Raw genomic sequence first — 24,968 nt, forward strand, 5'->3', positions numbered from 1 at the left:
ATTAATTTTTCTTTTAGAACTTGAAGTACATTTTCCCCATTAATAACAATATCAATGTCCCCATAGATAAGATAAAAGACAGAACAGCTAATGCAATAAAAATCTTATTCAAAGGATGTTTATTATTAGTCATTTCGGGATTCTGTGAGTGTTTCGTTGTCTGATTTAAATTCTGAGAAATTGAACTCACCTGTCGCTCAACATCTGTGAGTAGAGACTTAATAGATTGCTTATGTTGCTCCACATCTTTAACATACTGTTCGATATAGTCCAGTGAAAATATATTCTTTACAGATTCTAAGACTCTATTTTTAGTCTCTAATACTTTCTGGTTTTGCTTATAAGTTTCCTCATTTTTTTTATAGTCTTGCAGACAATCTTCGTATTCCTTGATCTTAGATCGAAATATTTCCTTTTTTTCTTTAACACGTTCTTGGATTAAAGCTTCTTGATTTACTTGTAAACGCTGTAATTCATCAGTCTTCTTTTTCACCAAAGCCGATAGTTTATTCACAGCTTGATGTAAGTAACTAATCTCATTTTTAAAAGGTATGACAAATAAATGACTATGTATAAGCCAACTAGATGACAATATTGGTGTTTCTTTGGAAATTTGAGTCGAAACATGCTCACTTTCTGAAAAAAAGATTTGGCGATAGCGATAATAAAACTGTTCCCTTAAAACTGCTTTCAGAACATCCATTAACTCTTCTTTACCGACTTGAATGTATGCCACCGATTGCTGTGCCGTTTGACTCAATAAATTAGGCTTTAACGGAACTAAATCCGATGCAATTTGATTAATTTTGCTTGGTCCAGGAAATGTTTTTCCAGAAATACTCTCTTTGTAGCAAGTATTTTCTTCATCAATAAAGTGAGTGCGTTGATAACTACTTAATTCAGACAAACTGTCAAATAAAACTTGAACATTATTTTCATCAAATGCGTAGTTTGCAGTCTCAATAAATGCCCCATAATAACTTCCACTGCGTGTTTGCCCTTGTTCAAAAATAGGGCGATATTCCGATAAGGCTAAAACTGGTGTACCGTTATTTTGTAATAATTGTAAACAGTAAAGTGGCGTAAAATCTTTTTGTGTAGGACTTGGTAGAGAACTACAAAATTCTTGTGGTAAGTCATAACTATTCGCTAATTTTAATTGTTTATCTAACCCATCTCCTGAGGCCTGTCTTCCTTTAGGTGTACCGATAATTCCCCAACCGAGTAAATTTTGTGTATTTTCCATACCTTAAGCTCCCATAAACCAATCTTTGAATTTCTTAAATAATGAGTTCGAAGCAATGATTTCTTTCCCTGTACTCCGCTTATATAGCCAATTAAAAAAACGCTCAGGACAATTTTTATCAAATTGTTCTAATTTTCCTTCAGAAATTGTGCCAATTTTGTAAAGAATACACACATTCTCATCTGATTCATTAAAGAATCCATTACTAAATTGAGGGAACTTCAGCTTAGCGTAAGCTGTTGCATCCCAACCTGATTTAGCCAATAAAGTGGCTTCTTCTTGTTCTATTAGATCTGCTTTTGAAAGTATTAAAGCCTTAGGAAAAATTTTGTTTTCCCTACGCTGAATAATCCGAATTTGAGTAAATACCTCATCAAGCACATTTAACTGCAAAGGCTCACCCACTTGATCTTCAATAGAGCTATCGTAAACAAAAGCCAATTTAGTATTTACTTTAGATTCCAGTATTACATTCAAGTAATCAGGTAATTTACCTGAGTGTTGATTATCATTCGAACGCATAACTAAATCAGAATGCTCACCAGAAAAATCAATAAAAACGATTTCTATCGGCGGCTTTTTGCTATTTTTAGGCTTAAATGACATTGAAAATTGCGAATATTGCTGATCACTTGTCCTTGAAATCTCTTTGGCAGTTACCGCTCCTGAAAAATAATTCTGCAGCTCATAAAATAAATTGAGATCGTGAGAAGAAGATTTACTGCTATCAAGATAAGCACTTCCTGATGCATACTGTTTCATATAGAATAACATGCTAGCAATAATCCACGTTTTCCCTGAACCAGGCTGCCCAAAAAATAATACATAATGTTTATTTTCTGCATTATCATTTAATTCATTTATAATTCTTTGATATTCTCGTGGATCCATCTTTAAGACTGCTTTTCTATCTTCAAACTTTACATTATCAATCACTTGACTGTATGAATCTTCTATTGAAGGTAAAGGAAGAGGCTGATGGCTAGTTGAATCATCTTCTGCACTATCATCAAACATATCCCAGCCATCTTGTTTCTTATCTACGCCATCAAAAGAGTCTTCTTTTGGCAATGAAATCGGTTTTACTATATTTGGTTTCTGAAGAGGATTATTTAACATTTGCTCTTCCCCGCCATCTTGTTTCTTATTTACGCCATCAAAAGAGTCTTCTTTTGGCAATGAAATCGGTTTTACTATATTTGGTTTCTGAAGAGGATTATTTAACATTTGCTCTTCCCCGCCATCTTGTTTCTTATTTACGCCATCAAAAGAGTCTTCTTTTGGCAATGAAATCGGTTTTACTATATTTGGTTTCTGAAGAGGATTATTTAACATTTGCTCTTCCCCGCCATCTTGTTCCTCATCCACGTCAACAAAAAAGCCTTCTTCTGACAATGAAATCGGTTTTACTATATTTGGTTTCTGAAGAGGATTATTTAACATTTGCTCTTCCCAGTCATCTTGTTCCTCATCCACGTCAACAAAAAAGCCTTCTTTTGACAATGAAATCGGTTTTACTATATTTGGTTTCTGAAGAGGATTATTTAACATTTGCTCTCCTATAATGAGGTACGAGATGTTACAATCTCAGGAATTTCATGCTCCTTATGACTAAAGAATATTCCCATCATTAAAATCACTGCCCAATCAATAAAAATACAGAAAATCGCGAGTAAAATTGCGACTAAAATATGTTGAGTAAAAGCAGAATGGAATGTGAATGCGATTTTTTTAAACTCTTGGCTTTCAAACCGAACTTTTTCAAAATGAAAACGTTCAGAATTATTGATAAATTTCTGCATTTGAGAACCAATAGCATTAATAATATTGACAGCTTTAAGATTGGCATCGTACCCAGTTTCTTTAACACTCTCTGCTGATTTCAAAGTGCTCTCAATCAATTGTTCTAATTGCTGTGCTTTTTGTAGCATATCTTGGCGGATATTTTCTACTTTTTGATAATCATTGCTAGTAATTTTTCGTTTAACGATACGAAATATGTTATCTTTATAAAGTTGAGCTATAGCAGTCCAATTAGTATTAGCTTTTGATTTGCCACCAAAACGGGTGATTTTTTCATCCAACAATTTTTCAATTTCTATCATTATTTGCTCGGTACGTTCACCATAACCTGGATTGGTCGGGTCAGTTATTTGGCTTACTAATTGTTCAGTCAAGCTTTCTACACGACGACGAGTTAAATCAATTTCAGGGCTAAAATTATCCAGTGCTTTATTTGCTGCACTAACTAAATTATTTAATTGTTGCTTGTGCTTTAGGAGCTCATCACGATAAAGCTGTTCTTCTTGATAGATACTATATACCGAATTAAAATTCCCAGAAAAAGAGAACAAAAAACAGAAGAAATATACCACCACTATGCCAAGAGTTGATAAACCGTTAATACGACGAGTACCAATAGCAACAGTAAGTCCATACATAAGCATAGTAAGTGCACTTGAGAATGCCAATGCTAGTTCGCTTCCAAGTAAGTCTGTGAATCCTTTGGCTGTTTGATATAGGCTAATCCCCATAAAAACAAGTAACGGCAAATGCACCCATCCAGGTAGTTTTCTTGAAGTTGGTTTCATTTTTACCTCATTTTGGTTATCTATAAAAATTGAGTGTGAATTATACTGTAATTGTGCAAAAAAAAACAAATATAAATCCCAATATAAGTTACTTTTAGGGATTTTTTAAGGGTATATGATTATTAATATGAAATATACAAAAGGGTAAGTGCGGTAAATTTTTCATATTATTTTGACATTTTTAATTCCTAGTTATACGATCATTTGAGCTGATTTTTCATTACAGAGGTGGTAAATCATGATTATTTCTTTTTTAGAGCAAAAAAATTCAATACAAAGGTTTGCTGAATCACATTCAGCGATGCCAACGGATATTATTATGTTGGTTCGGTTGCTTATGCACGTTAATACGCTTTATGCAGAGCATCGTAATTGCTTATTAAAAGAATATAGTTTGAATGATACTTTGTTTATGACGTTAGTAATTATGTATATCCAACCAAATTATTCTATCCAACCATCAAAACTAAGTGAAATACTTGGTTATTCACGTACTAATGCAACTCGGATTTCTGATGAATTAGTTTCTCGTCAGTATTTAAGACGAGTGCAATTAGAAAATGACAGAAGAGGATTTTTATTAGAACTTACTTCAGAAGGAAAAGATTTTCTCTCTCGTTTGTTGCCAACTCAGTGGGAACAAATGAGGTCAATTTTTTCTATTTTGTCTGATGAAGAAAATGCCGAGCTGACTCGATTGCTATTAAAATTGAATAATCATTTAGAAAAGTTTGAGGAAATTAAAAGATAAAAGGAATAGTTTATGTCTGAACAAACCAAAAGCAATTTCACATTTTCTAATAAAAAAGCGGCTCGAAGAAAATTTCTATCTTATTTTTTCATTTCTCTTTTTATTATTACGCTGTGTGTTATTTTGTATTGGTTTTTATATCTCAAGAATTACGAAGAAACACAAGACGCTTATGTTAATGGAAATCAAGTGATGATATCTTCTCAGATTCATGGCAATGTTGCTCAAATAAACGTAGATAACACGCATTTTGTTCGAGCAGGTGATGTTTTATTGGTTTTGGATGATACTGATGTAAAACTTAATTTTGAGCAAGCTCAGAATATGCTAGCGAGTACAGTACGTCAAATAGAAAAATTAAATTATACTGTGAAGCAGCTTGAGGCAGTTGTCCATGCAAAAGAAACCGCACTTAAACAGGCAAAAGAAGATCTAAATCGGCGTGAACATTTAGCGAAAACAGAGTCCATTAATAAAGAGACATTACAACATGCAAGAAGTGCGGTTGTATTGGCTCAGGCTGAATTGGCAGCTGCAAAATATCAATTATCGTCAAATCAGGCTTTATTGAAAGAAGAGCCATTAATTGAACAACCTGAAGTTAAGAAAGCTATTAGTGCAGTAAAACAAGGATGGTTGAATTTACAAAGAACTAAAATCCTTAGCCCTGTAGATGGTTATGTCGCTCGTCGAAATGCTCAAGTTGGGCAAAAAGTTGCGGTTGGTAGTCCGCTTATGGCTGTTGTATCTTCTCAACAGCTTTGGGTAGATGCTAATTTTAAAGAAACACAGTTAACACACATGCGAATTGGGCAACCTGTTAAAGTAGTTTTTGACTTATATGGTAGCGATATTGAATTTGATGGTAAAGTAGTCGGAATTGAAATGGGGACAGGTAGTGCCTTTTCTCTTTTACCCGCTCAAAATGCTAGTGGAAATTGGATTAAAGTGGTTCAACGAGTGCCAGTTCGTATTCAACTCGATCCCGAGCAGATTAAAAAATATCCTTTACGTTTAGGGTTGTCAGCGACAGTTAAAGTTGATATTTCTGATGATTCAGGTGAAGTATTGCAGTCTGAATCCTCCGCCTCACCATTGCTCCACACTGAAGTTTTACAATATGATCAAAGTGCGGTAGAAAATTTAATTGAAACTATTATTCATAATAATACAATTCAAAAAGATTAGGTTGTCATATGCAAAAATCATTGCAAGGTGTGCCATTAGTCATAATGACGTTAGCATTATCTCTTGCTACGTTTATGCAAGTATTAGATTCAACTATCGCTAATGTTGCTATTCCAACTATTGCGGGTGATTTAGGTGAATCTTTTAGTCAAGGAACTTGGGTAATTACGTCATTTGGTGTTGCGAATGCTATTTCTATTCCGATCACTGGCTGGTTAGCGAAGCGATTTGGTGAAGTGCGGTTGTTTTTAATTGCCACCGCTTTTTTTGTCCTTGCATCTTGGTTGTGTGGCATTTCTCATAGCTTAAATATGTTGATTTTATGCCGAATCTTACAAGGTCTTGCTGCTGGTCCGATAATTCCACTATCACAGAGTTTGTTGTTAAATAACTATCCCACTGAAAAGCGAGGTATGGCATTAGCATTTTGGTCGATGACAGTAGTAGTTGCACCTATTTTTGGTCCTATTTTAGGTGGCTGGATTAGTGATAATCTACATTGGGGATGGATTTTTTTTATTAATGTACCCATTGGTTTAATTGTTGTTTTTTTTACATGGAAAGTTTTGGGAAAAAGAGAAACTTCAACATTTCAACAACCTGTTGATATTATTGGGTTAGTTTTATTAATGATCGGTGTTGGTTGCTTACAATTGATGCTTGATCAAGGAAGAGAGTTAGATTGGTTTAATTCAACTGAAATTACGGTATTAGCTATAGTATCAACAATTACATTAACTATGCTAATTATTTGGGAATTAACTGACAACAATCCTATTGTGGATATAGCTTTGTTTAAATCTCGAAATTTTAGTGTGGGGTGCTTATGTACTAGCCTCGCTTTTTTAATTTATCTTGGCTCGGTTGTTATTATTCCTTTGTTATTACAACAAGTTTATGGTTATACCGCAACATGGGCAGGATTAGCGACGGCACCAGTAGGACTTTTCCCTATTTTGTTATCGCCATTGATTGGTCGCTTAGATCGAAAAATTGATATGCGAATTTTAGTCACTGTCAGCTTTTTAGTTTATGCTCTAACATTTTATTGGCGAGCTGTCACTTTTGAATCTAGTATGAGCTTTATTGATGTTGCACTACCACAATTGTTGCAAGGTTTGGCATTAGCTTGCTTTTTTATGCCATTAACTACGATTACACTTTCAGATTTACCTGCTAATAAAATGGCATCTGCATCAAGTTTGTTTAATTTTCTGAGAACGCTTGCAGGATCAATAGGTACATCATTAACGACGTTTCTTTGGTGCAATCGTGAGGCGGTGCATCATTCTAATTTGACTGAAATGATTACTCCTTATAATTCAAATGCACAACTGTTTTACGAAAAAATGTCTAGTTTAGGTTTTAACAATACGCAAACTTCAATGCTTGCAGCACAAAAAATAACTGAACAAGGTTTTATTATTGGTGCAAACGAGATATTTTGGTTATCTGCTGTTATGTTTTTATTATTAGTTATTGTTGTTTGGTTTGCTAAACCTCCGTTTGGAAGCGATCGTAAGAAGTAAGTATTTAAGCGTTACAGAAATTAATAAAAAACGAAAAAAGCCAACATTGTCATAATGTTGGCTTTTATATAAATTATTTACTTATTAAATTATTTATTGCAAGTTTCACAAGCAGCAGTGAACATCCAGATTAGTTTTTCTTGCTCTTTAATATAGTCGCTCATTTGTGAAGCAGTACCTTCATCGTCAGCTTCGTTTGCTAATTCAAGAATTTCACGTTGTTTTTTAATGAGAGTTTTAAATCCAGCCAATGTACCAGTCAAGCATTCTTGGGCAGCAGTTGCACCAATGTGTTCTTTAATTAAAGACTTAGTTAAATATTCGCTGAAAGCGTTACTTGGAGTGTAGCCTAGAGTCAAAATACGCTCTGCAACTTCATCTACTTTCACAACAAGATCATCATAAATTTCTTCAAATTTCGCATGTAATTCAAAAAAGTTTACGCCTTTGATATTCCAATGGTAACCACGCACATTCATATAAAATACTTGATAAGTAGCGAGTAAATTATTTAATTCTGTAGCTAATTTCTCTGCCGCATTTTTATTTAAACCGATAGTATTCTTCATGATAATCTCCTTAGTTTAGGTTTTGTCTTTACGCTGTATATAATATGCCAAATTTCCATACAAATAAACAGGTTATTATTAATGTATTTTATTTATCATACCTATCAATTAATGGTTATTGATAATTATTATCTTTTAAAAAGTTTGTTAATAGCTGTTCACCATATTCTGAAATATAAGATTCAGGATGAAATTGCACACCATAGATAGGCAAATTTTTATGTTGAATTGCCATAATTATTTCATCATCACAAAGTGCAGTAATTTCTAACTCTTTAGGAAAATTTATTTCTGCCACAGCCCAAGAGTGGTATAGCCCAATTTGGAACGTTTTAGGAAGATTGTAAAACAGAGGAGAAACAGACCGCACTTTTAACGTTTTTGCTTGACCGTGTCGCACATGAGGTAAATTATATAATTCAGCTCCAAAAAATTGGCAAATAGTTTGATGACCGAGACAAATCCCCAGTATAGGCTTATATTGATAAAATCGTTTTAACATATTAAATAACTGAGGATAAGCGGTAGGCACATCAGGACCTGGAGAAATTAAAATATGTGTAAAATTTTCTATTTCATCAAGTACTAAATTTGCCACATCGACCACTTGAAACGAAACATTAATTCGACGAATCAAATCCACTAAATTATAAGTGAAAGAATCTTGATTGTTGATAATCAATAAATTGATCGTTTTTTTCATTATCTTAAGCTAAAATCAAAGACAGTTCATTGTTATATTTTACTAAATAAATTACGTTTATGTCATTTGAAGACTTCATTGCACAAGCAAATAATTATGGAAAATCACACCGCTCTTTTTTCTTTTTAATTGATTTTGAACAACAAAAGCCTCTTATTTTCCCTTTAGAGGAAGTAGCGAAAAAAGGGATTTTCTTTGATATTAAAGGAAAGGACAATGTAAATTTTGGCTTTAATGCCGTGTTACCAGATTTTTATTTATCTAAAAATCCAATGAGTTTAACCGATTATGCAAAGGGTTTTAAAATAGTTAAAGACGAGCTACAAAAAGGTAATTCTTATTTATTAAATTTAACTTATCCAACAAGCATTGAATGTAATTATAGTCTAGAGCAGATTTTTTATCACACATCTGCCAAATATAAACTGTTGTTTGATAAGCATTTTGTTTGTTTTTCTCCAGAAGCTTTTATCAAGATTGAAAAAAATAAAATTTTTACTTATCCAATGAAGGGGACTATAGATGCGAATTTGCCTAATGCGGAAAGCATTTTATTAAATTCACAAAAAGAACAACGAGAGCATTACACCATAGTAGATTTAATGCGAAATGATTTAGCGATTGTAGCAAAAAATATTGAAGTTACTCGTTTTCGTTATATTGAAAAAATTATGACTGAAAAAGGGGCAATTTTGCAAACAAGTTCGGAAATTTGCGGTGATCTTGCAGAGAATTGGCAACTGCAAGTTGGTTCAATCTTAGCGAAATTGTTACCTGCAGGGTCGATAAGTGGAGCTCCGAAACAAAAAACAGTGGAAATTATTTATCAAGCAGAGCAACAAAAACGTGGTTATTATACGGGAATTTTTGGTATTTTTGATGGAGATAGCGTAGAAAGTGCGGTCGCAATTCGTTTTATTGAGCAAAAAGAACAGCAGTTTTATTTTCGTAGCGGTGGTGGCATCACTATTCAGAGTGAGCTTTTAGATGAATATCAAGAGTTAATTCAAAAAGTGTATGTTCCCTTAAAAAGCGGAGATGAATGATGTTTCCTCTATTTGAAACAATTTGTATTGTCAAACAGCAAGTTCAAAACATCGCCTTACACCAACAACGTTATGAAAAAAGTGTAGCTGAATTTTATGGGGGATATGTCGAAAAAAGTATTAATCTTGTAGAGATTATTGACAAAAATAAGCGAATTTACAGTGAAATTAATAGCGACATTATTCGCTGTCGTATTGATTACAACAAAGAACATTATCAAATTCAATTTTTTCCTTATCAACGCAAAAACTACCGCACTTTTCAACCCGTAATTTGTGATGATATTGATTATCATCTTAAATTTAGTCACCGTGCTATTTTTGAACAGTTATTACAACAAAAACAAGGTTGCGATGAAATTATTATTATTAAACAAGGTAACGTGACGGATTGTTCTATAGGTAATTTAATTTTTAGAAAAAACAATCAATGGATGACATCCAATACGCCATTGCTAAAAGGAACGCAACGACAAAAATTGCTAGCAGAAGGTAAGATACAAGAAAGACGCATTTTACTTGAAGATTTGCCTTATTTTGATGAGGTTCGAGTTATTAATGCATTAAATGGGTTGTGATTTAGTGCTAGTATTTGATCATTGAAAATGATCGTAATGAAATACAAGCAGTTATTTTTTTATCGTGTTTTTCTGAAAGTAAATAACTGCTTATTGATTAAATATTATCCTTTGTTAAAAATAATAGGATCCATTTATTGTAGTATTAATTGTCTACTATGGACTTCGCCATATTTAACTTAGATACTTCTGCTTTACCTTTAGTCTCAGGCACCACTTCTAAACCAGCTTGACCAACAAATACACCAAATCGGATATACTGACGGATAAAGTAGTTTTTTCCACCTTCAGTCGTCAGATTTATATCGTTATTACTGAATTCAGATTCAGTTGAGATTTTATGTTGACCAGGAGCAATTTTCTTGTAAAAGAAAACATTAGGAGCAGATTCGCCAATAAATTTACCATCAATATAAAGATCTTTTTTGAGAGCGTATCCAATAAAAGAATTACGATAAATATAAAGACCTGATTTTTGTTTTCCAGGATCAGGAAATTGTTTTGCTTTATTACTTTCTTCTACAGATGTCATTGGTACTGTAGCACAAGCATTTAGAAGCATAATAAAGGCAAGTAAAATTAATTTTTTCATGATACTTTACCTAAAAATAGAAAAAGTGAGCTTGCCTTGAGAGTCATTTTTGCTATAACTTATTTTATAAATTAATTGGCTCTAATTTTGATTTTTGTTCAGCAGTTAAAACTTCTGTTGAAATAATATGTAATCCTGTCTGGTTATTTCCAACTAAATCTGCATAGAAAAATTCGGGTAGTTTGTACATTGCACCAGTTGCAGGATCAACAATAAGCAACCCAATTGGTCCACCAAAAACAAGGTTTCCAATATACCAACCATCAAGTTTTGCTTCTAAAACAAAATTTCGGCTTTTAGCATTTTTACCCTGAGGAGTGAAAGTAATTTGATACTTTTCTTTTTTAAAATATCCAGCCCCAGCTTTTAACAGAACTACTTGTGGTGTGATTCCTGATGTAATAACGTTACCTTTTCTGTTTTTTATTACAAAAGATGCTCCACTAGGGTTAGATTGAATGCTAACAGGATAATCGCTATCACTGACTATTGTTGCACAACCAGTGGATAAAATAGCAGCTGCTACTAATGTTGATAATTTTCCTAATTTTTTCATAGATAAGTCCTCTTAAATGTGTAAAAATAGAAACGATTGCACCGATAAGTGCAAGTAAATTCTAAGAAAAAGTTTAGTAGTTCACTAGAATCAAATAAGGCAATTAGACACCCATTTTGAGTTATAATTGCTCAATTTGTGAGGTGTAAATGGGAATGCATGATAAAATTCGCTTAATGCGAGAAATTCGTCAATGGTCGCAAGAAGAAATGGCAAGTAAAATGAATATGTCATTAAGTGGTTACGCTAAAATTGAGCGAGGTGAAACTAAATTACACTATGATAAATTAGTGCAAATTGCTCAAATTTTTAACATGAGTTTGTCCGATCTTGTTAATTCTGATAAAGGACTGTTTTTTTATATGAATGAAAATTGTGATAATAATTCGTTAACTTATTATAGCAGTGCTGATGTGGCTACTATAGAAATTGAAAAACTAAAGTTATTCATTTCTCACAAAGATGAATTATTAGCTCAAAAAGAAAAAGAAATTGAATCACTTAAAAAAATTATTGCTTTGCTGGAAACTGATAGATAAGAAACGTGATATTTAAGTTTCTATGCTCTCCTTTTTCGTAATTAATTTAGAAAATTAAGGATAATAAGATGACAAAAATAATTCATACGAATAATGCACCCGCAGCAATTGGACCTTATGTCCAAGCTGTAGATTTAGGCAACTTAGTAATTACTTCAGGACAAATCCCTGTGAATCCAACTACGGGGGAAATTCCTTCTGATATTAAAGCACAAACTCGCCAGTCATTAGAAAACGTTAAAGCAATTGTTGAAAAAGCGGAATTGAGAGTTGCTGATATTGTTAAAACAACTGTTTTTGTAAAAGAACTTAACGATTTCTCAGTAGTTAATGCGGAATATGAACGTTTTTTTGCAGAAAATAATCATTCTGCATTTCCTGCCCGTTCTTGCGTTGAAGTTGCTCGTTTGCCAAAGGATGTTGGTATTGAAATAGAAGCTATTGCTGTGCGTAAATAACAGCATATTTAAATAACAATAAAGAGCGATATTTTTAGAAAACTTATCGCTCTTTTTTTATTGAATTTCTTATTCTTTTAATCTATTATGCTAAACCTATTATTAATTATCATTCTCATATAATCCTTTGATTATTGGGGCAATTACACAACATTTAGCTATAAGGAACTACGTATTTATTATGAAATTTAAATTTCACACTATTATTAATTCATTATTCATCTCTACTTTTTCAACACTACCTACATTGACTTTTGCGAATTCCGCCATAAATAAAGATGCCATACATGATAATAAACAAGTAACAAAACTGGGTGAAATAACAGTAAAGGAGAGTATTGATTCCATACCTTTTCAATCAAACCAAACAGCCGATCAGCTACGTAAAAACTTAGTATCCAATGAACGTGATTTATTTCGTAATGAAGTAGGTATTGGTGTACCTGAAGGCGGAAGATCGGGGAGTAACGGATTTGCTATTCGTGGCGTTGATCAAGATCGAGTAGCTGTGATTGTAGACGGCATTCCACAAGCAGAATCTACAATGAAGACTTCTGCTCGTTATTCGACGGAACGCCATAACGGAAATATTAATAATACCGAATACGAAAATCTTGGTATGGTGTCGGTGCAAAAAGGTGCGAATTCTGTTATGGATGGTAGCGGTTCTATGGGCGGAACGGTTTCTTTTAGAACTAAAGAGATTGAAGACTTTGTTGATATTGACCGCACTTTTGGTAGCTATCTAAAGACAGGTTACACATCAAAAAATAGAGAGTGGCGTCAAGTATTAGGGACGGGTTTTAAAACGGATGGCTTTTTCGGTTTTGCTCAATTAACTAAACGTTGGGGGCATGAGACCATTAATAATGGTAAAGGCGATGATATTTATGGGGATAAGCGGGGCAAACCAAATCCAATGTCATATCATACAACATCATGGTTAAGTAAAGTTGGCTATAATCTTAACAATAATCATCGCGTTACGGCATTTTTTGAGGATAGACAAGAAAAGAAGTTTACAGAAGAAAAAACATTAGATCTTGGTGATGCTTACCGTTTTGCTAAAGATCAAACTCCATATCGCCGTTATGGTCTTGAGTATCGATATAGCGGTTCGTCTTGGTTAGAAACTGCTAAAATTTTATTGGCAAAACAAGACATTAAGCAATTTTCTGATCTCCAAGAGTTCAGCAAAAATGTTCCAGATAAACTGGATGCGGTTATATCGCTGATGTACTTACAGAAACAATCTATAGCTCAAGGAGAGTTTTCCGCTCGACCTTTAAATTTTGCAGGAATTCATCATTTGTCTGCAAAAGTTGAATTCCGTGATAAGTTTTTAGAAAACAAGAATAGACACCTCACTTTCCGCAATTGGCAAAAAGATAAGTTTAAAAAAGAAGGTCGAGATAATTACACTGAAATTGTGCCTGTCAAATCTCGAGTATTTTCTTTGTCTCTTATTGATGATATTGAAATTGGAAAATCTTTGAAATTAATCGGAGGGGGGCGTTGGGATCACTACAACTATGAGCCGTTACATCCTCAAAATAATATTAATAGAACACAATTTGATCCTGTCGAAAAAACATTATCTCATCTTTCTTGGCAACTTGGTTTAGAGTATCAATTGCACCCATTGCATCAGATCAGCTATCGTTTAAGTACAGGCTTTAGAGTACCACGTGTTGAAGATCTCTATTTTGAAGAGCGTGGAGGTAGTGGAGCACAATTTCTTCCTAATCCAGATCTGAAAACAGAAACCGCACTTAATCATGAATTAAGTTACCGTTTTCAAAATCAATACTCTCAATTTAGCTTAGGGGTATTTCGTACACGCTACCATAACTTTATTCAAGAACGTGAAATGAAATGTACACAGATTCCACGTGAATGGGCTAGAACAAGAGGTTACTGTATTCAAAATTCTTACACGATGTTTGTGAATGAACCGAGAGCAACCATTAGAGGGATAGAATTTAGCGGTTCACTTAATGGTTCATCAATAGGATTATCTGATGGCTTAACATTTCATTTGAAAGGCAGTTATAGCAAGGGAAAAAATCATGACGGTGATCCGCTAAAATCTATTCAACCATGGACAGTTGTTACAGGCATTGACTATGAAGCTGAGAAATGGAGTGTGAGTTTGATAGGGCGTTATAGTGCATCGAAAAAAGCTAAGGATGCTGAAGAAACCGAATATGGATATGAAGGGAAAAAAGCAGAAAAACGTCAATGGCCACACTTAAGTCCATCTTATTTCGTTGTTGATTTAACTGGACAAATAAAACTCAGTAAAGATGTAACATTAAATATGGGCGTGTTTAACTTGTTTAATCGAGATTACATAACATGGGATAGTGCATATAATTTGTACACGCGGGGGTATACTTCTCGCACTGTTGGGCGTAATAGTCCAGGAATTAATCGCTTTACTGCACCGAAACGCAATTTTGCCATTTCGATAGAAACACGTTTTTAGTATCTCATTTCTAAGTTTAACATAAAGGGCTTTCGTGAAAGCCCTTTTATTTTTTAGTCTGTATAGAAATAATCACAATAGATTAACAGCGTATTTAGCTAAGCTAAATGCAATTATCCACATTATTATTGCTGTTAAAGTATCGAGAATTTGCCAAGTGATAGGACGTTTAAATAAGGGAGCGAGCAGTCTTGAACCGTAGCCTACACCAAAAAACCATAATGCGGAAGCAGTAGAATTTCCAATTAAAAATAGCAGTTTACCTTCTTTTGGTAATGTACCTGCAATCCCACCAATAATCACAACTACATCTAAATAGACATGAGGGTTGAGTAAAGTTACAGCTAAACCAATTAATATAATTTTTTTGAAAGATTGTGATTGCTCCGTTTTTTTTACTAATAATGCTGTGCTACCTTGATAAGCGGAAATCAACGATTTTGTGCCGTAAACTAATAAAAATAAACTGCCAATAAAAGCAAGTGCGACGCTAGCAATAGAGTCTTGATTAATGAATGTTCCTAGTCCAAAAATAGTTACATAAAATAAAACTACATCACATATAAAAAATAGCAAAATTAAGCTCAAAATATGCTGTTTGAGTAAGCCTTGTTTGATTAAAAAGGCATTTTGGGCACCAATTGTAGTGATTAGCCCTGCACAGATTAAAAATCCCTGTAGAAAATATTGCATAATAATTAGAGAAGTTGGGTTGATGAGCCTTTGATTATAACAATTTTATAAAATAATTCCTTAAAGTTTACGTAATTAAGTAGTAAACTAGCCTAAGTTTGTGAATACTTAGGGGGATTTTATGAAGCCTTATTTGATAGCTCCTTCAATATTGTCTGCCGATCTTGCACGTTTGGGAGAAGATGTGGAGAATGTGTTGAAGTGCGGTGCAGATGTAATCCATTTTGATGTAATGGATAATCATTATGTGCCGAACTTAACTTTTGGACCAGCTGTTTGTCAAGCTTTGCGTGATTACGGAATTTCCGCTCCCATTGATGTACATTTGATGGTTAAACCAGTAGATCGCATTATTCCTGATTTTGCTAAAGCTGGGGCAAATTACATCACTTTTCATCCTGAAACTACTGAACATATTGACCGCTCTTTGCAACTTATTCGTGACTGTGGTTGTAAATCGGGTTTGGTTTTTAATCCAGCTACTTCGCTAAATTATTTAGACTATGTGATGGATAAAGTAGATGTTATTTTATTGATGTCAGTAAATCCTGGCTTTGGTGGACAATCTTTTATTCCGTCAACGTTAGAAAAACTAAAACAGGCACGCCGTCGCATTGATGAAAGTGGATTTGATATTCGGCTAGAAGTTGATGGGGGAGTAAAAATAGAAAACATTGCTCAAATTGCACAGGCTGGAGCGGATATGTTTGTAGCAGGTTCGGCAATTTTTGGGCAACCTGATTATCAAAAAGTAATCGATCAAATGCGGTTAGAATTAGAGAAGGTGACAAAGTAATGACATCGCAATTTAAACTTATTGGATTTGATTTAGACGGCACATTAGTGAATAGCCTGCCTGATTTGTCTTTATCCGTAAATACTGCACTTGCAGATTTTAATTTACCTCAAGCTCCAGAATCTCTCGTTTTAACTTGGATTGGTAACGGTGCAGATGTGTTGAGTAATAAAGCTATAGCTTGGTCGCAGCAACAAAGTGGAATTGTTTTAAATCAACAGCAATTTGCTGATTTTAAACGACAGTTTGGGATATATTATGGAAAAAATTTATGTAATATCAGTCGATTATATCCTAATGTGAAAGAAACGCTAGAGACGTTAAAAGCACGTGGCTTTATTTTAGCAGTGATCACTAATAAACCTACAAAACATGTACAGCCTGTATTAAATGCTTTTGGTATTGACCACTTGTTTAGTGAAATGCTTGGTGGGCAATCTTTGCCTGCAATTAAACCGCATCCAGCACCCCTCTATTATTTATGTGGTAAATTTGGTTTGTATCCAAAACAAATTTTGTTTGTAGGCGATTCTCGTAATGATATTTTAGCCGCCCATTCAGCTGGCTGTTCAGTTGTCGGATTAACTTATGGTTATAATTACAACATTCCAATTAGTGAATCTCATCCTGATTGGGTGTTAGATGATTTTAGTGAAATTTTAGAAATTATTTAAATTTACAAGGAAAAAAGATAAAAATGACGAAACCTATTGTATTTAGCGGTATTCAGCCCTCAGGTGAATTGACTATTGGTAACTATTTGGGGGCGTTGAGGCATATGGCAAAAATGCAAGATGATTACGAATGTCTCTATTGTATAGTGGATCAGCATGCGATTACCGTTCGTCAAGACCCTATATCTTTGCATAAAGCTACTCTTGATACTTTAGCAATCTATTTAGCTTGTGGCTTAGATCCTCAAAAAAGCACTCTTTTTATCCAATCACATGTGCCTGAACATGCACAGTTAGCATGGATCCTAAACTGCTATACTTATTTCGGTGAAATGGGCAGAATGACTCAATTTAAAGATAAATCGGCACGCCATGCTGAAAATATTAATGTAGGTTTGTTTACTTATCCTGTATTGATGGCAGCTGATATTTTACTTTATCAAACTAATCAAGTGCCTGTAGGGGAAGATCAAAAACAGCATTTAGAAATTACTCGAGATATAGCTGGACGTTTTAATTCGTTGTATGGTGATCTTTTTGCGATTCCAGAAGTTTTTATTCCAAAAACTGGGGCAAGAGTTATGTCTTTACTTGAGCCTGAAAAGAAAATGTCTAAATCCGATGAAAACCGTAACAACGTTGTAGGTTTGCTTGAAGATCCTAAATTAGTTGCCAAAAAAATTAAAAGAGCAGTTACTGATTCTGATGAGCCGCCACTGATTCGTTATGATGTAAAAAATAAAGCAGGTGTATCCAATTTATTGGATATTTTATCTGCAGTAACAGGAAAACCTATAGCTCAACTTGAGGACGAGTTTTCAGGTAAAATGTATGGTCATTTAAAAACTGCTGTAGCAGAAGAAGTTTCTGCTTTATTGACTCAAATTCAAGAGCGTTATCATCAATTTCGTAATGATGAAACGTTGCTATTAAGTATTGCCGCAGAGGGGGCAGAAAAGGCTCGTCAGCGTGCAAAAGCTACATTAAGTGCGGTATATAAAGCCGTAGGTTTTGTAGCATAATTGAATGAAACTTAAGGCGGAAAATTAAATTTCCGCCTTTATTTTAGGGTAAAAAATGAAGAAATCAGTTTTGTTTATTACTATATTTTTTGCTTTATTGATGTTTACTTTGCAAGCAGAAGCAAATGTGGATATTCAATTAAAATATAAATCGAATTATTTAATGCCTGCGTATGTAAATTTTAAAATGCAGGATAATCAATACATTATAAATGCGAAAATTAACATACCTTTGTATAAGATTCGTTTTCAATCTTCAGGAGAAAAACAATCAGATCAATTTTTAATGAAAAATTATCAAGATTTACGTAATGGAAAACTTTATGCTAAAGCAGAAATTCGAGGTAATAAAATTGAGTATGGTAAGGTTAAGAGCGGTGTGAAATTAGAAAAAAGTGATTTACCTGTATTTGATTTATTTTCTATCGCTTTTCAGCTTAGTTATTTTGATAAACTACCACAGAATTTTCAAATTACTAACGGTAAAAAATTATATCTGATGAAAAATGTGCGATTACAAAAAACGCAAAAAACTATTACTGAAAATAACCGCACTTTTGCGGAGATTAGTTATCAATTTCATATGGGAGAAAAGTCTTTTGTGGTTAAAAAATACGCAGGAGAGAGATTTCCACGTTTTATTTCCTACGATAAAGATGGCGATTATTACCAACTTCAATTTAGTGAGTTTGTAAGATAAGGTGTATTTTATCAGTAATTATTTATTTTTTCTTTCCAAAAGTATTGAAGTATTGTTAGATTATATAGCAAGTAAATTACATTTTACGCTGAATTGTTGCACAACAATAATAAATTGGTATAATCTGCAATCTATTTTACCAAGCAGGGAAATTTTATGAATTCAAGTCAACAATATATTTCTTATTGGAAACGTTTGAAAATTGCTTTTCAATATGTGATGCCACAGCTTTATTTAACTCGTTTTGCTGGTTGGTTGGCTAAGCAGAAATGGGGAATAGTGACGCACTTCATCATTAAGTTGTTCGCTAAAAAATATAACATTAATATGGCAGAAGCTGAAAAAAAGGAATTTAGTGATTATGCTAGTTTTAATGAATTTTTTATTCGTTCTTTAGCAGAAGGATCTAGAAATATTGATCAAAATCCTACCGCACTTTGTTTGCCAGCAGATGGAAAAATTAGTCAGATTGGAAAAATTGATGATCAGTTACTACTGCAAGCTAAAGGACACTACTTTGAGTTAGCAGATTTACTGGCGGAAGATAAAGAATTAGTTGATCACTTTAAGAATGGTGATTTTGTTATCACTTATTTATCTCCTCGTGATTATCATCGAGTTCATATGCCTTGCGATGGAATATTGCGTAAAATGATTTATGTCCCTGGCAGTTTATTTTCAGTTAATCCTTTTTTAGCAGAGCATGTTCCAAATTTATTTGCTCGTAACGAACGAGTAATTTGTGTATTTGATACTGACTTTGGCAAAATAGTGCAAATTTTAGTTGGTGCAACTATTACTGCAAGTATTAGTACTGCATGGGCTGGCGTGATTAATCCACCTCGCTATAACGAAGTAAAGACTTGGACTTATGACGACGAAAACGCGATTAAGTTACAGAAAGGGCAAGAAATGGGAGCATTTCAACTAGGATCAACTGTGATAAATTTATTTCAACCAAATCAAGTGGAGTTTGCATTACCATTAGAGGCGAATGTGGCTGTTAAAATGGGTGATGTTTTAGCTCTAAAAAAATGATTTTTAACTACAATGACAAAGGAAAAATAATGTCAATTTTTGAACAAATTAAATTAGATGACATATCTGCTAAAGGTAGCTACGGTATTGGCTTACAAATTGGTCAACAATTATTAGAAAGTCAAATGAATGTGAATGTTGAAGCTATAGCTAAAGGGATTTACGATTCGTTAAATCAGCAATCACAAGCTTTAGATTTAAATGAAGTTATGCAAGCGTTGCAAAAATTACAGCGTGAAGCAGCAGAAAAAGCACAAGCTCAATTTAAACAAATTGAGGAAGCGGGGAAAGCATATTTAGCAGAAAATCAAGGGAAATCAGGAGTTAAGACGACGGATTCTGGCCTGCAATATGAAGTGCTAGTGGAAGGTGACGGAGCAGTACCAAGCCGTCAGGATAAAGTAAGGGTACATTATACAGGTACTTTGATTGATGGCACAGTATTTGATAGCTCAGTAAAACGAGGTCAGCCAGCAGAATTTCCAGTTACTGGGGTTATTGCAGGTTGGATAGAAGCACTTTCTATGATGCCCGTTGGTTCAAAATGGAAACTTACAATTCCTCACCATTTAGCTTACGGTGAGCGTGGTGCTGGAGCATCAATTCCGCCATTTAGCACGTTAATTTTTGAAGTAGAATTGTTAGATATTCTATAATTATTTAAAACTCAACTAAACTGCACCGCACTTTGTTGATTTTACGATTAAGTGCGGTGAGTTTTTTGATTTTATAATATTACCATATCATCTCGATGTACTGCGACTGGACCATATTCATACCCAAGAGTGTGTTCAATATCTTGTGATTTTTTCCCTTTTATTAAGTTAAGAGCATCGCTATTATAACGAACCATTGCTTTAGCAATAGACTTGTTTTGTAAAGTTTTAATGTTTACTACTTCACCACGAGAAAAGCATCCTGTAACCTGTATAATTCCAGCTGGCAATAAAGATTTATGCTGAATTAACACGGCATTTTCAGCTCCTTGATCAATAATGAGTTCGCCTGTAATTGGTGCGGCAAACAACCATTGTTTACGACTTTCCAGACGATCATTTTGAACATCAAATTTTGTACCGATTGCTTTACCATAAGCTAAATCTATAATTACATTTTTGTGATTACCATAAGCGATAATAGTTTCAACACCAGAACGAGTTGCTATATCAGCTGCTGTAATTTTAGTAGACATCCCTCCCGTGCCAAGTGCAGAGCCACTGCCGCCAGCAATAGAGCGGATATGGTTAGTTATTTTTTTTACTACAGGAATTAATTTTGCCTCTGGATTTGAACGAGGATCGCTGTCAAAGAGACCTTGTTGATCAGTTAATAAATATAATTGTTCAGCTTGGACCAAAATGGCTACTAGTGCTGATAAATTATCGTTATCTCCGACTTTAATTTCTGCGGTTGCTACGGCATCATTTTCATTTATTACGGGAATAATTCTATTATCTAATAAAGCATGTAATGTGTCTCTTGCATTTAAAAATCGCTCACGATCTTCAATATCTGCACGGCTTAGCAAAATTTGTCCAATGTGAATATCATAAATAGCAAATAATCGCTCCCAAGTTTGAATAAGCTGACTTTGCCCTACTGCTGCTAAGAGTTGTTTTGAAGCGATTGTTGGTGGCAATTTAGGGTGATTTAGATAGTCACGCCCCGCAGCCATTGCACCAGAAGTAACAATGATAATATTAAATCCCGCTTGGTGTAGATGAGTGATTTGTCGTACAATTTCCATCATGTGGGGTAGGTTTAGTTTTTTTGAACCTTGAGTCAAGGTGCTGGTACCGAATTTGACGACTATAGTCTTATTTTTTATCATGTTCATTATTTTCATTCCGTTTTTATTTTTTATAAATTAGCACTTATACTTAAAAAAATCATTAAAAATGACTGTAGATTTATGGAATAAAATAAAATTTATTTGCATAATACTCAATATTTTATTTTGATCTTTTAATGGTAAATGAAAAATGCAAGTTGAAAAAGATAATGACAGACAGAGGGAAGTTACGAGACTTTGTGTACAAGTTGCATTGATGTTGCTGCAATATGGTGCTGAGAGTGCGGTTATAGTACAGATGGCTCATCGACTTGGCATAGCATTAGGAATGGATAGCGTAGAATGTGCGTTAACGCCAAATGCAGTAATTTTAACAACTCTGTTTAATGGGCATTGTATCACTACCGCTCGTAAAAATCTGGATAGAGGCATTAACATGCAGGTCGTAACTGAAGTTCAACGGATTGTCATTACAGCTGAACGAAAAGTATATGATGTGTCTCAAGTGCGAAATCGTTTAAATCGTATTACCCCTCTCAAATATAATCGATATTTTGTTGTATTCATGATAGGTTTATCTTGTGCTAGTTTTGCCCATTTGTCTGGTGGTGATGCTATGATTTCATTGATTACTTTCTTTGCTTCTAGCATTGCGATGTTTGTGCGGCAAGAATTGTCAAAACGGCATTATAATCCCATTATTGTTTTTTCAATCACCGCATTTATCGCATCAATAATTGCGGGGCTTGGGCTGAAATATAATTTAGGTAATGATCCTCACATAGCACTTGCTTCCAGTGTATTGTTATTAGTACCAGGTTTTCCATTAATTAATGCTCTTGCAGATATTTTAAAAGGTCATGTTAATATGGGGCTTGGTCGGTGGACTATAGCTACTATATTAACTTTTGGAGCATGCTTGGGTATTGTAGCTGCACTAAGTTTACTAGATATTACCAGTTGGGGGAGCTAATTCTATGCAACTGCTTTTAATGTTACTAGATGATATGTTTTTTTCTGCTATACCAGCAGTAGGATTCGCCCTTGTTTTTAACGTACCAAAAAGGGTATTGAAATACTGTGCTATTTTAGGAATGTTGGGGCATGGATTACGGACACTTCTTGTTTATTTTGATATGCCTTTAATTTTTGCTACTTTTATTGGGGCAGGATTAATAGGCTTTATTGGTGTACATTTATCACATCGTTATTTAGCTCATCCAAAAGTGTTTACTGTCGCCGCAGTGATACCTATGATACCTGGCGTTTATGCTTATAAAGCGATGATTGCAATAGTGCAAATTAATCACTATGGACCGTCTGAGCAACTTTTTTCTCAGATGATCGATTATTTCATCAAAACGGGATTTATTTTATCCGCTCTTGTGTTTGGTCTAGCATTGCCAGGTTTGTTATTTTATCGACAAAGACCAGTTGTGTAGTTCTGAGGAAAGAAAATGTTAAGCCTAATTGTAGCGATGACCAAGAATCAAGTGATTGGTAGAAACAATAAAATGCCATGGCATTTACCTGCGGATTTAGCTTGGTTTCGTCAAAATACTTTAAGCAAGCCTGTAATTATGGGAAGGAGGACTTTTGAAAGTATTGGTCGTCCTCTACCAAAACGTATTAACATAGTACTTTCCCGTACCCCTTATGAAAAAAAAGGAATAATTTGGCAGAGCAGTCTTGAAAGTGCGGTAAGTTTTTTAAAAGATCATAAAGAGATCATGCTAATCGGTGGAGGGGAATTATTTAAACAATATTTCCATCTTGCTGATAAAATCTATCTTACTGAGATTCAGGCTCATATTGATGGCGATACCTATTTTCCAGCAATTAATTATCAGGACTGGGAAATAGAACAAGAAATTTACCGCACTAAAGATAAAGATAATCCCTACGATTGCCGATTCTTAATTCTAGTGCGTAAAAAGCAATAGTTATTTTTTTTGGCATTTTGGACAGAAAAAGCTATTTCGTTGATTGATAATTAAACTTTCAATTTTTGTACCGCACTTTGTACAAGGTTGGTTTTTATTGCCATAAACTAATAATTGTTGAGTAAAATAACCAGGTCGCCCATCAGGTTGGAGAAAATCTTTTAACGTGGTGCCACCTTGTTTAATAGCTTTTTCTAGTACTTGTTTTATTGTTTGAACTAATATTTCACATTGTTTTTTACTTAGCGTTCCTGCTATTTTTTGAGGATGAATTCCTGATAGAAATAAAGTTTCGCTAGCATAGATATTGCCAACACCTACCACAATAGTGTTATCCATTAGAAAAGTTTTGACTGCAGTAAGTCTTTTACGAGATTTTTTCCACAAATAATCAGTATTAAATTGTTCAGAGAGTGGTTCTATGCCCAGTTTTAAGAAGAGATGAAAATTTTTTATATTATCAGTCCATAACCAAGCTCCGAAACGTCTAGGATCGTTATATCGTAATAATTTGCCATTATTTAGCACAATATCAATATGATCATGTTTGGCGATAGGGCTATTATATGGTACGACTCGTAGTGTTCCTGACATACCTAAATGACCGATTATGAAGCCTTGTTCTGTTTTAATGATTATATATTTAGCTCGGCGTTGCAAATCTAAAATATTACAATTTTTGAGCATAGATAATTCAGAGCTAACATCCCACCGTAGTTTATTATTACGAACGATGACATTTTCGATCATAGCATTTTGTAAATGAGGGCGGATCCCATTTAATGTTGTTTCAACTTCAGGTAATTCAGGCATATTTTTCTTTATCTTTACTATATGAAAAAACCCGAACAAGTCGGGTTTTCTGATTTATTAAAGCTAAGTTATTTGATTTTAGCTTCTTTATAAATAACGTGTTTACGCACAACTGGATCAAATTTCTTGATTTCCATTTTTTCTGGCATATTACGTTTATTTTTAGTTGTGGTATAAAAATGACCAGTTTCCGCAGTTGAAACTAAACGGATTTTTTCACGAGCACCTTTAGCTGCCATTTTTTAGCTCCTTAGATTTTCTCGCCACGGGCACGAATATCAGCTAATACTGCATCGATACCTTTTTTATCAATAATACGCATACCTTTGGCTGTTAAACGCAAAGTTACGAAACGGTTTTCACTCTCAACCCAAAAGCGGTGAGTGTGTAAGTTAGGTAGAAAACGACGGCGAGTCGCATTCATTGCGTGTGAGCGATTGTTGCCAACTGCTGGACGCTTGCCTGTTACTTGACAGACTCTAGACATAATAATCTCCAATAAATAAATATAAGCTCGAGCTTGGGGTTCGGAGCATTGCAAATAAAATTTTGCAGCTACCTCGTCAGGTCGCCAAATCCGACCCGTTACTATATTAAAGGAGGCAAATTATACTCAGTTTATAAATTATTCTCAAGTTAAATTGCACTATTTCTCTTAATATA

29 protein-coding genes are annotated in these 24,968 nt (G+C 34.0%); 17 read left to right on the plus strand and 12 right to left on the minus strand.

Annotated features, from left to right (window positions below; all coding sequences use genetic code 11):
- Positions 1 to 13: 13 nt before the first annotated feature.
- Genes ACFQ02_RS07835 through ACFQ02_RS07845 form a run of 3 tightly spaced genes read right to left on the minus strand, consistent with a single transcriptional unit; the run spans position 14 to position 3,837 of the window.
- Positions 14 to 1,246, minus strand: coding sequence for a hypothetical protein (locus tag ACFQ02_RS07835; protein ID WP_380821427.1), 1,233 nt, complete (start codon positions 1,244 to 1,246; stop codon positions 14 to 16).
- 3 nt (positions 1,247 to 1,249) lie between these two features.
- A complete protein-coding gene (locus ACFQ02_RS07840) occupies positions 1,250 to 2,797 on the minus strand; it encodes a ribonucleoside-triphosphate reductase (RefSeq protein ID WP_380821430.1) in 1,548 nt (515 codons plus the stop codon).
- Positions 2,798 to 2,805: 8 nt separating this feature from the next.
- The gene (locus ACFQ02_RS07845; protein WP_380821433.1) at positions 2,806 to 3,837 is read right to left on the minus strand and encodes a hypothetical protein; all 1,032 of its coding nucleotides are present in this window, start codon (positions 3,835 to 3,837) and stop codon (positions 2,806 to 2,808) included.
- 238 nt (positions 3,838 to 4,075) lie between these two features.
- Here ACFQ02_RS07845 and ACFQ02_RS07850 point away from each other — a divergent pair, with 238 nt between their 5' ends.
- From ACFQ02_RS07850 to ACFQ02_RS07860, 3 genes are read left to right on the plus strand one after another with little or no spacing between them, the layout of a single operon-like run.
- Complete coding sequence (locus tag ACFQ02_RS07850; protein ID WP_380821435.1) at positions 4,076 to 4,588, plus strand: MarR family transcriptional regulator; 513 nt, start codon at positions 4,076 to 4,078, stop codon at positions 4,586 to 4,588.
- A gap of 12 nt (positions 4,589 to 4,600) precedes the next feature.
- Complete coding sequence (locus ACFQ02_RS07855; RefSeq protein WP_380821438.1) at positions 4,601 to 5,776, plus strand: EmrA/EmrK family multidrug efflux transporter periplasmic adaptor subunit; 1,176 nt, start codon at positions 4,601 to 4,603, stop codon at positions 5,774 to 5,776.
- 8 nt (positions 5,777 to 5,784) lie between these two features.
- Positions 5,785 to 7,305 carry a DHA2 family efflux MFS transporter permease subunit gene (locus tag ACFQ02_RS07860; RefSeq protein ID WP_380821441.1) on the plus strand — a complete coding sequence of 507 codons (1,521 nt, stop codon included), beginning with the start codon at positions 5,785 to 5,787 and terminating at the stop codon, positions 7,303 to 7,305.
- Between the two features lie 89 nt (positions 7,306 to 7,394).
- Here the strand turns inward: ACFQ02_RS07860 and ACFQ02_RS07865 are convergent, their stop codons facing one another.
- Positions 7,395 to 7,874: a Dps family protein gene (locus ACFQ02_RS07865; protein ID WP_380821444.1), complete on the minus strand. Its 480-nt coding sequence runs from the start codon at positions 7,872 to 7,874 to the stop codon at positions 7,395 to 7,397.
- 115 nt (positions 7,875 to 7,989) lie between these two features.
- The gene (locus tag ACFQ02_RS07870) at positions 7,990 to 8,565 is read right to left on the minus strand and encodes an anthranilate synthase component II (protein ID WP_380821601.1); all 576 of its coding nucleotides are present in this window, start codon (positions 8,563 to 8,565) and stop codon (positions 7,990 to 7,992) included.
- A 71-nt stretch (positions 8,566 to 8,636) separates the two neighbouring features.
- Between ACFQ02_RS07870 and ACFQ02_RS07875 the strand changes: the two genes are divergently transcribed.
- Positions 8,637 to 9,623, plus strand: a complete 987-nt coding sequence (locus tag ACFQ02_RS07875) for an aminodeoxychorismate synthase component I (protein WP_380821446.1) — start codon at positions 8,637 to 8,639, stop codon at positions 9,621 to 9,623.
- Positions 9,623 to 10,201, plus strand: a complete 579-nt coding sequence (locus tag ACFQ02_RS07880; protein ID WP_380821603.1) for an aminotransferase class IV family protein — start codon at positions 9,623 to 9,625, stop codon at positions 10,199 to 10,201. Before ACFQ02_RS07875 ends, ACFQ02_RS07880 begins: the two co-directional genes overlap by 1 nt.
- A 145-nt stretch (positions 10,202 to 10,346) precedes the next feature.
- Here the strand turns inward: ACFQ02_RS07880 and ACFQ02_RS07885 are convergent, their stop codons facing one another.
- Complete coding sequence (locus tag ACFQ02_RS07885) at positions 10,347 to 10,793, minus strand: DUF2846 domain-containing protein (RefSeq protein WP_380821449.1); 447 nt, start codon at positions 10,791 to 10,793, stop codon at positions 10,347 to 10,349.
- 64 nt (positions 10,794 to 10,857) lie between these two features.
- Positions 10,858 to 11,349: a hypothetical protein gene (locus tag ACFQ02_RS07890; RefSeq protein ID WP_380821451.1), complete on the minus strand. Its 492-nt coding sequence runs from the start codon at positions 11,347 to 11,349 to the stop codon at positions 10,858 to 10,860.
- A 149-nt stretch (positions 11,350 to 11,498) separates the two neighbouring features.
- On the opposite strand from ACFQ02_RS07890, the gene ACFQ02_RS07895 reads away from it, so the two are divergent.
- The 3 genes from ACFQ02_RS07895 to ACFQ02_RS07905 all read left to right on the plus strand — a co-directional run bounded on the left by ACFQ02_RS07895 (position 11,499) and on the right by ACFQ02_RS07905 (position 14,834).
- The gene (locus ACFQ02_RS07895; RefSeq protein WP_380821455.1) at positions 11,499 to 11,888 is read left to right on the plus strand and encodes a helix-turn-helix domain-containing protein; all 390 of its coding nucleotides are present in this window, start codon (positions 11,499 to 11,501) and stop codon (positions 11,886 to 11,888) included.
- Positions 11,889 to 11,956: 68 nt separating this feature from the next.
- On the plus strand, positions 11,957 to 12,346 hold the full coding sequence (locus tag ACFQ02_RS07900) for a RidA family protein (RefSeq protein WP_380821458.1): 390 nt from the start codon (positions 11,957 to 11,959) through the stop codon (positions 12,344 to 12,346).
- A 181-nt stretch (positions 12,347 to 12,527) separates the two neighbouring features.
- Positions 12,528 to 14,834, plus strand: a complete 2,307-nt coding sequence (locus ACFQ02_RS07905; protein WP_380821463.1) for a TonB-dependent hemoglobin/transferrin/lactoferrin family receptor — start codon at positions 12,528 to 12,530, stop codon at positions 14,832 to 14,834.
- Positions 14,835 to 14,906: 72 nt separating this feature from the next.
- On the opposite strand, the gene ACFQ02_RS07910 is transcribed toward ACFQ02_RS07905, so the two are convergent.
- Complete coding sequence (locus ACFQ02_RS07910; RefSeq protein ID WP_380821467.1) at positions 14,907 to 15,527, minus strand: LysE/ArgO family amino acid transporter; 621 nt, start codon at positions 15,525 to 15,527, stop codon at positions 14,907 to 14,909.
- A gap of 121 nt (positions 15,528 to 15,648) precedes the next feature.
- On the opposite strand from ACFQ02_RS07910, the gene rpe reads away from it, so the two are divergent.
- From rpe to ACFQ02_RS07940, 6 genes are all read left to right on the plus strand, one after another.
- Positions 15,649 to 16,323 (plus strand): ribulose-phosphate 3-epimerase, encoded by a 675-nt coding sequence (gene rpe / locus ACFQ02_RS07915; protein ID WP_380821470.1) that lies wholly within the window; start codon positions 15,649 to 15,651, stop codon positions 16,321 to 16,323.
- A complete protein-coding gene (locus tag ACFQ02_RS07920; protein WP_380821473.1) occupies positions 16,323 to 16,997 on the plus strand; it encodes a phosphoglycolate phosphatase in 675 nt (224 codons plus the stop codon). The genes rpe and ACFQ02_RS07920 overlap by 1 nt, the downstream gene beginning before the upstream one ends.
- A gap of 23 nt (positions 16,998 to 17,020) precedes the next feature.
- Positions 17,021 to 18,019 (plus strand): tryptophan--tRNA ligase, encoded by a 999-nt coding sequence (gene trpS / locus ACFQ02_RS07925; RefSeq protein WP_380821476.1) that lies wholly within the window; start codon positions 17,021 to 17,023, stop codon positions 18,017 to 18,019.
- A gap of 55 nt (positions 18,020 to 18,074) precedes the next feature.
- Positions 18,075 to 18,719, plus strand: coding sequence for a hypothetical protein (locus tag ACFQ02_RS07930; protein WP_380821478.1), 645 nt, complete (start codon positions 18,075 to 18,077; stop codon positions 18,717 to 18,719).
- 156 nt (positions 18,720 to 18,875) lie between these two features.
- Positions 18,876 to 19,757 (plus strand): archaetidylserine decarboxylase, encoded by an 882-nt coding sequence (asd, locus tag ACFQ02_RS07935; RefSeq protein WP_380821481.1) that lies wholly within the window; start codon positions 18,876 to 18,878, stop codon positions 19,755 to 19,757.
- A gap of 29 nt (positions 19,758 to 19,786) precedes the next feature.
- The gene (locus ACFQ02_RS07940; RefSeq protein ID WP_380821484.1) at positions 19,787 to 20,413 is read left to right on the plus strand and encodes an FKBP-type peptidyl-prolyl cis-trans isomerase; all 627 of its coding nucleotides are present in this window, start codon (positions 19,787 to 19,789) and stop codon (positions 20,411 to 20,413) included.
- 71 nt (positions 20,414 to 20,484) lie between these two features.
- On the opposite strand, the gene proB is transcribed toward ACFQ02_RS07940, so the two are convergent.
- Entirely contained in the window at positions 20,485 to 21,588 is a 1,104-nt protein-coding gene (gene proB / locus ACFQ02_RS07945) for a glutamate 5-kinase (RefSeq protein ID WP_380821604.1), read from the minus strand.
- 151 nt (positions 21,589 to 21,739) lie between these two features.
- Between proB and ACFQ02_RS07950 the strand changes: the two genes are divergently transcribed.
- The 3 genes from ACFQ02_RS07950 to folA are packed head-to-tail and all read left to right on the plus strand — an operon-like array spanning position 21,740 to position 23,492.
- Complete coding sequence (locus ACFQ02_RS07950) at positions 21,740 to 22,522, plus strand: threonine/serine exporter family protein (RefSeq protein ID WP_380821487.1); 783 nt, start codon at positions 21,740 to 21,742, stop codon at positions 22,520 to 22,522.
- A 4-nt stretch (positions 22,523 to 22,526) separates the two neighbouring features.
- Positions 22,527 to 22,991 (plus strand): threonine/serine exporter family protein, encoded by a 465-nt coding sequence (locus ACFQ02_RS07955; protein WP_380821490.1) that lies wholly within the window; start codon positions 22,527 to 22,529, stop codon positions 22,989 to 22,991.
- A 15-nt stretch (positions 22,992 to 23,006) separates the two neighbouring features.
- Positions 23,007 to 23,492 (plus strand): type 3 dihydrofolate reductase, encoded by a 486-nt coding sequence (gene folA, locus ACFQ02_RS07960; RefSeq protein ID WP_380821493.1) that lies wholly within the window; start codon positions 23,007 to 23,009, stop codon positions 23,490 to 23,492.
- Here folA and mutM read toward each other — a convergent pair whose 3' ends face one another.
- The 3 genes from mutM to rpmB all read right to left on the minus strand — a co-directional run bounded on the left by mutM (position 23,493) and on the right by rpmB (position 24,792).
- Entirely contained in the window at positions 23,493 to 24,305 is an 813-nt protein-coding gene (gene mutM, locus ACFQ02_RS07965; protein ID WP_380821495.1) for a bifunctional DNA-formamidopyrimidine glycosylase/DNA-(apurinic or apyrimidinic site) lyase, read from the minus strand.
- Positions 24,306 to 24,373: 68 nt separating this feature from the next.
- Positions 24,374 to 24,544 (minus strand): 50S ribosomal protein L33, encoded by a 171-nt coding sequence (rpmG, locus tag ACFQ02_RS07970; RefSeq protein ID WP_005542835.1) that lies wholly within the window; start codon positions 24,542 to 24,544, stop codon positions 24,374 to 24,376.
- Between the two features lie 11 nt (positions 24,545 to 24,555).
- The gene (rpmB, locus tag ACFQ02_RS07975; protein WP_380821502.1) at positions 24,556 to 24,792 is read right to left on the minus strand and encodes a 50S ribosomal protein L28; all 237 of its coding nucleotides are present in this window, start codon (positions 24,790 to 24,792) and stop codon (positions 24,556 to 24,558) included.
- Positions 24,793 to 24,968: the final 176 nt, after the last annotated feature.

Source organism: Seminibacterium arietis (assembly GCF_042675725.1).
Taxonomy (GTDB): Bacteria; Pseudomonadota; Gammaproteobacteria; order Enterobacterales; family Pasteurellaceae; genus Seminibacterium; species Seminibacterium arietis.